We start from the raw sequence: 6,827 nt of genomic DNA, 5'->3' as shown, positions 1-6,827 counted from the left end.
GGTGCACACCTGGCTGCCCGACGCGCACGTGGAGGCGCCGACGGCCGGTTCGGTGATCCTGGCGGGCGTGCTGCTGAAGATGGGCGGTTACGGCTTCCTGCGCTTCAACATCCCGATCATGCCGGAGGCGACCGAGTTCTTCACGCCGCTGGTCTACACCCTGTCCTGCGTCGCGGTGATCTACACCTCGCTGGTGGCCCTGGCGCAGGAGGACATGAAGAAGCTGATCGCCTATTCGTCCGTGGCGCACATGGGCTTCGTGACGATCGGCATGTTCACGCTGAACCAGCAGGGTGTCGAAGGCTCGATCTTCCAGATGCTGTCGCACGGCATCGTGTCGGGTGCGCTCTTCCTGTGCGTCGGCGTGGTGTACGACCGGCTGCACACCCGCGAGATCGCGCGCTACGGCGGCCTCGTGCACAACATGCCGAAGTACGCGGTGGTCTTCCTGTTCATGACCATGGCGTCGGTCGGCCTGCCGGGCACGTCGGGCTTCGTCGGCGAGTTCCTGGTCCTCCAGGGCGCCTTCCTCGACAACACCTGGGTGGCGTTCTTCGCCGCCACCGGCCTGATCCTGGGTGCCGCCTACGCGCTGTGGCTCTACCGCCGCGTCGTGTACGGCCCGCTGACCAAGCCGGACGTCAAGGCGATGTTCGACATGAACGCGCGTGAAATCGCCGTCTTCGTCCCGCTGATCATCGTGGTGCTGTGGATGGGCATCTACCCGTCCAGCTTCCTCGGCGTCACTTCGGCGTCGGTCGAACAGCTCATCCACGTCTACCAAACCAAGCTGGCCGCCGCCGGCGACCTGTCCGTGGCCGCGCGCTAGAGGGTAAGCCATGATCGCCCAGTTTCCCGACCTTTGGCCGGCTCTCCCGGAGATCTTCCTGGCCTGCGCCGGCATGGCGCTGCTGCTGATCGGCGTCTTCAATGGCGACCGCTTCACGCGGCCCGTCGCCTACCTCGCGGTGGTGGCGATGTTCCTAGCGGCGGTCCTCGCCGCCGGGTACGGCACCGGCCGTGTCGTCACCTTCAACGGCCTGTTCGTGATGGACGCCTTCGGCGTCTTCATGAAGGTGCTGGTGCTTCTGGCATCCGCACTCGCCGTCATCATGTCCCTCGGCTACATCGAGCGTGAGGACATGAACCGGTTCGAATTTCCCGTCCTCATGCTCTTCGCGACGCTGGGCATGCTGATGATGATCTCGGCCAACGACCTGATCTCGCTGTACGTCGGCCTGGAGACGCAGAGCCTCGCGCTGTACGTCATCGCCGCCTTCCGCCGCGACTCCTCGGCGTCGTCGGAAGCCGGCCTGAAGTACTTCGTGCTGGGTGCCTTGTCGTCGGGCATGCTGTTGTACGGCGCGTCGCTGGTGTACGGCTTCTCCGGCACCACCAGCTTCGACAAGATCGCGGCTCTGTTCGCCGGCGGGGCGCACCCGTCGATGGGCGTCATCATCGGCCTCGTCTTCGTGGCGGCCGGTCTGGCCTTCAAGGTGTCGGCGGTGCCGTTCCACATGTGGACGCCCGACGTCTACCAGGGCGCGCCGACGCCAGTGACCGCCTTCTTCGCCGCCGCGCCGAAGATCGCCGCCATCGCGCTGTTCACCCGCCTGCTGATCGAGCCGTTCGGGCACCTCGTGCACCAGTGGCAGCAGATCATCATCGTGACCTCGATCCTGTCGATGTCGCTGGGCGCCTTCGCCGCCATCAACCAGAGCAACATCAAGCGTCTGATGGCGTACAGCTCGATCGGCCACATCGGCTACGCGCTGATGGGGCTGGCCACGGGCACCGAGGACGGCGTGCGCGGCCTGCTGGTGTACATGGCGCTCTACCTGTTCATGAACGTCGGCACCTTCGCCGTCATCCTGTGCATGAAGCAGAAGGGGCAGATGGTCGAGGAGATCAAGGACCTCGCCGGCCTGTCGCGCACGCATCCCATGCTGGCGGCGGCGATGGCGATCTTCATGTTCTCCATGGCCGGCATCCCGCCGATGGCCGGGTTCTTCGGCAAGCTGTACGTCTTCCTGCCGGCGATCCAGTCGCAGCTGTACACGCTGGCCGTCATCGGCGTGCTGACCAGCGTGGTGGGCGCCTACTACTATCTGCGCATCATCAAGATCATGTACTTCGACGAACCGGTGGTGGCCTTCGACAAGATCGGGGACGACGGCATGACCGCCATCCTGGTCGGCACCGGCCTGTTCACGCTGCTGTTCTTCGTCCTGCCGGCGCCGATCGTGAACCGTGCGGCGGCGGCGGCGGCGGCCCTGTTCGCCGGATGACCGGCGGTCCTGCACCGGAGGTGGGCGGTTTACGCCTGCCTGCCGGTTTCCAGGTCATCGGCTACGGCACCGTCGGCAGCACCAACGACGAGGCCAAGACCTTGGCGCGCTCCGGGCAACCGGAGCGCACCGTCGTTTGGGCCCTGCGGCAGGAGAGCGGGCGCGGCCGGCGCGGCCGTGCCTGGACCTCGCCGGAAGGCAACCTCTACACCTCCACCATCCTGCGCCCCGGCGTGCCCGCCGCGGTGGGCGCGCAGATCTCCTTCGTCGCGGCACTCGCCATTGCCGACACGGCGGCCAGCTTCGTGCCGCAGAGCGTGCCGGTGCGTTGCAAGTGGCCGAACGACGTGCTGGTGAACGGGCGCAAGGTCGCCGGCATCCTGCTGGAGTCGGAGGCGGGAGAGGGCGGCGTCCTGGACTGGCTGGTGCTGGGCGTCGGCATCAACCTGCGGCATTTCCCCGAGGGCACCGACTACGCCGCCACGTCGCTCACCGCCGAAGGGGCGGAGGGTGCGGAGCCGGCGGCGGCGCTGGAGGTCTACGCCCAGCACCTGAACCGCTGGTACGAGCGCTGGCGCGCGCAGGGCTTTGCGGCGATCCGCGAGGCGTGGCTGGGCCGGGCGATCGGGCTGGGCGGACCGGTGGTGGTGCGGCTGGCCGATCGGACGCTGCATGGGACCTTCGTGGACCTGGACAGCGACGGCGTTCTGTTGCTTGATCGGGAGGACGGGTCGGGCCGGCAGCGCATCGCCGCCGGCGACGTCTTCTTCCCCAACGCGCAGGGGGCGTGAATGCTGCTCGCCATCGACGCCGGCAACACCAACGTGGTCTTCGCGGTCTTCGACGGCGACGAGAAGCGCGGGCAGTGGCGCATCTCCACCGACAGCCGCCGCACCGCGGACGAGTACGCCGTCTGGCTGTTCAGCCTGATGGCCGTGAAGGGGCTGAAGCCCGCCGACATCGACGCCGCCGTCATGTCCAGCGTTGTGCCGGCGGCCACCTACGACCTCGTCCGGCTCTGCCAGAACCATTTCCACTGCGATCCGATGAAGGTCGGCGATCCGGGCGTCGACCTCGGCATCCGCGTGATGATCGACAACCCCAAGGAGGCGGGCGCCGACCGTCTGGTGAACTCCCTGGCGGCCGTGGCGACCTATCCGTCGCCGCTGATCGTGGTCGACATCGGCACCGGCACCACCTTCGACGTGGTGGACCGCGACGGCAATTTCGTCGGCGGCATCATCGCGCCCGGCCCCAGCCTGGCGCTGGATGCGCTTCACCGGGTGGCGGCGCAGCTGCCGAAGGTGGAGATCGCGCGGCCCGCCACGGTGATCGGCCGCGGCACGGTCGGCGCCATGCAGTCCGGCATGTTCTGGGGCTACACCAGCATGATCGAGGGGCTGCTGACCCGCATCAAGGCGGAGCTGTCGCCCACCGGCGACCCGCCGGTGACGGTGATCGCCGCCGGCGGCCTGGGCAAGACCTTCGCCGAGGCCACCACCATGATCGACCACGTCGACGGCGAGCTGACCATGCGCGGTCTGCTGCTGGTCCACAAACGCAACACGGCTTCCCCAAAGGTTCAATGAGATCCGCGACCAACGGACCCGCCATCAAGGCGGACGCCAGCTTCTCGCCCGCCGACGATTCCGTCTATTTCCTGGCCCTGGGAGGGGCCGGGGAGATCGGCATGAACCTCAACCTGTACGGCCACAAGGGGAAGTGGCTGATGGTCGACCTCGGCATTTCGTTCGGTGACGAGACGATGCCGGGGGTCGAGGTCATCATGCCCGACCACAGCTTCATCAAGGAGCGGCGCGACGACCTCGTCGGCATCGTACTGACGCACGCGCACGAAGACCACCTGGGCGCCGTGCAGTACCTGTGGCCGGATCTTGAGGTGCCGGTGTACTGCACGCCCTTCACCGCCTCGTTCCTGCGCGCCAAGCTGCACGAGCGCGGGCTGCAGAACCGCGTGCCGATCGTCGAGATCCCGCTGGGCGGGCGGTTCGAGGTGGGGCCGTTCCAGCTGGAATACGTCGCCGTCACCCACTCGATCCCCGAGCCGAACGCGCTGGCCATCCGGACCGACGCCGGGCTGATCGTGCACACCGGCGACTGGAAGCTGGACCCGCAGCCGATGATCGGCACCACGGCGGACGAGAAGCGCCTGCGCGAACTTGGCGACGAGGGCGTCCTGGCCATGGTGTGCGACAGCACCAACGCGCTGGTGCCCGGCCACTCCGGCTCCGAAGCCAAGGTGCGCGAGACGCTGATGGAGCTGCTGGGGCGGTGGGACACGCGCATCGCGGTGACCTGCTTCGCCACCAACGTGGCGCGGCTGGAGAGCATCGCCGTAGCCGCGAAGGCCAACGACCGGCACGTGGCGCTGGTCGGCCGCTCCCTGTGGCGCATCAACGAGGCGGCGCGATCCAACGGCTATCTCGCCGACATCGAGCCGTTCCTGTCGGAGCACGACGCCGGCTACCTGCCGCGCGACAAGGTCGTGCTGATCTGCACCGGCAGCCAGGGGGAGCCGCGCTCCGCCCTGGCGCGCATCGCCGGCGGCGACCATCCGCAGGTCACGCTGGAGCGCGACGACGTCGTCGTCTTCTCCTCGCGCGAGATCCCCGGCAACGAGCGCGCCATCGGCCGCATGCAGAACCAGCTGGTGAACCGCGGCATCCGCATCGTCACGGCGGAGGAGGAGTACGTCCACGTCTCCGGCCACCCGGCGCAGGAGGAACTGGTGCAGATGTACCAGTGGGTGCGCCCGAAGGTGGCCGTGCCGGTGCACGGCGAGCAGCGCCACCAACTGGAGCACGCGAAGATCGCCCAGTCCTGCCAGGTGCCGCACGGCATCGTGCCGGGCAACGGCGACGTGGTGCGCCTGGGGCCCGGCCCGGTGGAGGTGGTGACGCAGGTGCGCTCCGGCCGCCTCGCCATCGACGGCAAGCGCATCGTGTCGCTGGACAACGGGCTGATGCGGGCGCGCCACCGCATGGTGCACAACGGCGCGGCCGTGGCGACGCTGGTGCTGAACGGTCGGGGTGAGCTGGTGACGGCGCCGCAGATCGCCGTGATGGGCCTGCTGGACGACCAGCTGGAGCATGACTCGCTGCTGGACGTGGTGGACGCGGTGCGCGAGGCGGTGGCGGCGCTGCCGAAGAACGCGCGCCTCGACGACGCGCTGGTGCGCGACGCCACGCGCATCGCGGTGCGGCGCAGCCTGAACGCCTCGCACGGCAAGAAGCCGGTGACTGAGGTTCACCTCGTCCGGATTTAGGCGTAGGTTCGGCGCAACGTCAGCCTTTTTCGGGGAAGAAACAAGAAATGATCGGTAAGCTGAACCACGTCGCCATCGTCGTCCCCGACCTGCCGGCCGCCACGGCGCTGTACCGCGACACGCTGGGCGCCAAGGTGTCGGAGCCGGTGGACCTGCCGGCGCACGGCGTCACCGTGGTGTTCGTGAACCTGCCCAACACCAAGATCGAACTGCTGCATCCGCTGGGCGAGAAGTCGCCGGTGGCGCCGTTCCTGGAGAAGAACGCGTCGGGCGGCATCCACCACGTCTGCTACGAGGTGGAGGACATCCTGGCCGCCCGCGACCAGCTGAAGGCGCAGGGTGCCCGCGTGCTGGGCGACGGCGAGCCGAAGATCGGCGCGCACGACAAGCCGGTGCTGTTCCTGCACCCCAAGGACTTCTGCGGCACCCTGGTGGAGCTGGAGCAGGTCTGATCGTTGGAAAGGGGTGTTGGGTTTTCGGCGTTGCCTCAACCCAACCTACGACGCATCTGTAGGTTGGGTTGAGCGCAGCGAAAACCCAACGTCGTTTGGAGGCGGACCATGGGCACACCCACGCTCGTCGCGATCTTCTTCACCACGTGGTGGACGGTGCTGTTCGCCGTGTTGCCCTGGGGCGTGCGCACGCCGGAACAGGCGGAGGCGGGGCACGCGGACAGCGCGCCGGTGCGGCCGCGCCTGATGCTGAAGTTCGCGGTGACGACGGTGCTGGCGCTGGTCATCACGGCCGGCATCTACTACGTCGGCGAGTCCGGCCTGATCTCGTTCCGCGAAATGGCGAAGGGGATGTAGGATGGGGGCCCAAACATACTGCGAAGCGGCGCCCGGCCATCCGTTCCACGGGCCGTACCACGACACGGAATACGGCGTGCCGTCGGACGACGAGCGGGTGCTGTTCGAGCGCCTCGTCCTGGAGATCAACCAGGCCGGCCTGTCGTGGCTGACCATCCTGAAGAAGCGGGACGCGTTCCGCGCCGCCTTCGACGGGTTCGACGTGGACCGCGTGGCGGCCTACGGCGACGATGACCGGCAGCGACTGCTGAACGACCCCGGCATCATCCGCAACCGGCTGAAGGTCGACGCCACCATCGAGAACGCGCGCCGAGTCGTGGCGCTTCGCGCGAGCCACGGCTCCTTCGCCGATTGGCTGAAGGCGCACCACCCGCTGCCCAAGGAGGAGTGGGTGAAGCTGTTCAAGCGGACCTTCCGCTTCACCGGCGGCGAGATCGTCGGCGA

General features: G+C 68.0%; 8 protein-coding genes. All 8 read left to right on the top strand.

Annotated elements, in window-relative coordinates:
• Positions 1 to 829 (top strand): NADH-quinone oxidoreductase subunit M (locus VED21_RS05215; RefSeq protein ID WP_324881261.1); only part of this gene is annotated, 829 nt, incomplete at its 5' end.
• A gap of 10 nt (positions 830 to 839) precedes the next feature.
• Positions 840 to 2,288 (top strand): NADH-quinone oxidoreductase subunit NuoN, encoded by a 1,449-nt coding sequence (nuoN, locus tag VED21_RS05210; protein ID WP_324881260.1) that lies wholly within the window; start codon positions 840 to 842, stop codon positions 2,286 to 2,288.
• Positions 2,285 to 3,079 (top strand): biotin--[acetyl-CoA-carboxylase] ligase, encoded by a 795-nt coding sequence (locus VED21_RS05205; protein WP_324881259.1) that lies wholly within the window; start codon positions 2,285 to 2,287, stop codon positions 3,077 to 3,079. Before nuoN ends, VED21_RS05205 begins: the two co-directional genes overlap by 4 nt.
• The gene (locus VED21_RS05200) at positions 3,080 to 3,877 is read left to right on the top strand and encodes a type III pantothenate kinase (RefSeq protein ID WP_324881258.1); all 798 of its coding nucleotides are present in this window, start codon (positions 3,080 to 3,082) and stop codon (positions 3,875 to 3,877) included.
• Positions 3,874 to 5,574, top strand: coding sequence for a ribonuclease J (locus VED21_RS05195; protein ID WP_324881257.1), 1,701 nt, complete (start codon positions 3,874 to 3,876; stop codon positions 5,572 to 5,574). Before VED21_RS05200 ends, VED21_RS05195 begins: the two co-directional genes overlap by 4 nt.
• A gap of 47 nt (positions 5,575 to 5,621) precedes the next feature.
• Positions 5,622 to 6,026, top strand: a complete 405-nt coding sequence (mce, locus tag VED21_RS05190; RefSeq protein WP_324881256.1) for a methylmalonyl-CoA epimerase — start codon at positions 5,622 to 5,624, stop codon at positions 6,024 to 6,026.
• Between the two features lie 108 nt (positions 6,027 to 6,134).
• On the top strand, positions 6,135 to 6,383 hold the full coding sequence (locus VED21_RS05185; RefSeq protein WP_324881255.1) for a DUF1467 family protein: 249 nt from the start codon (positions 6,135 to 6,137) through the stop codon (positions 6,381 to 6,383).
• Between the two features lies 1 nt (position 6,384).
• On the top strand, positions 6,385 to 6,827 hold a 443-nt coding region (locus VED21_RS05180; RefSeq protein ID WP_324881254.1), incomplete at its 3' end, for a DNA-3-methyladenine glycosylase I.

The sequence above is a fragment of the Azospirillum sp. genome, from assembly GCF_035627195.1.
Taxonomy (GTDB): domain Bacteria; phylum Pseudomonadota; class Alphaproteobacteria; order Azospirillales; family Azospirillaceae; genus Azospirillum.
The sequence above is the reverse complement of the archived record's forward strand: the minus strand, read 5'-3'. Positions and strand labels throughout refer to the sequence as shown.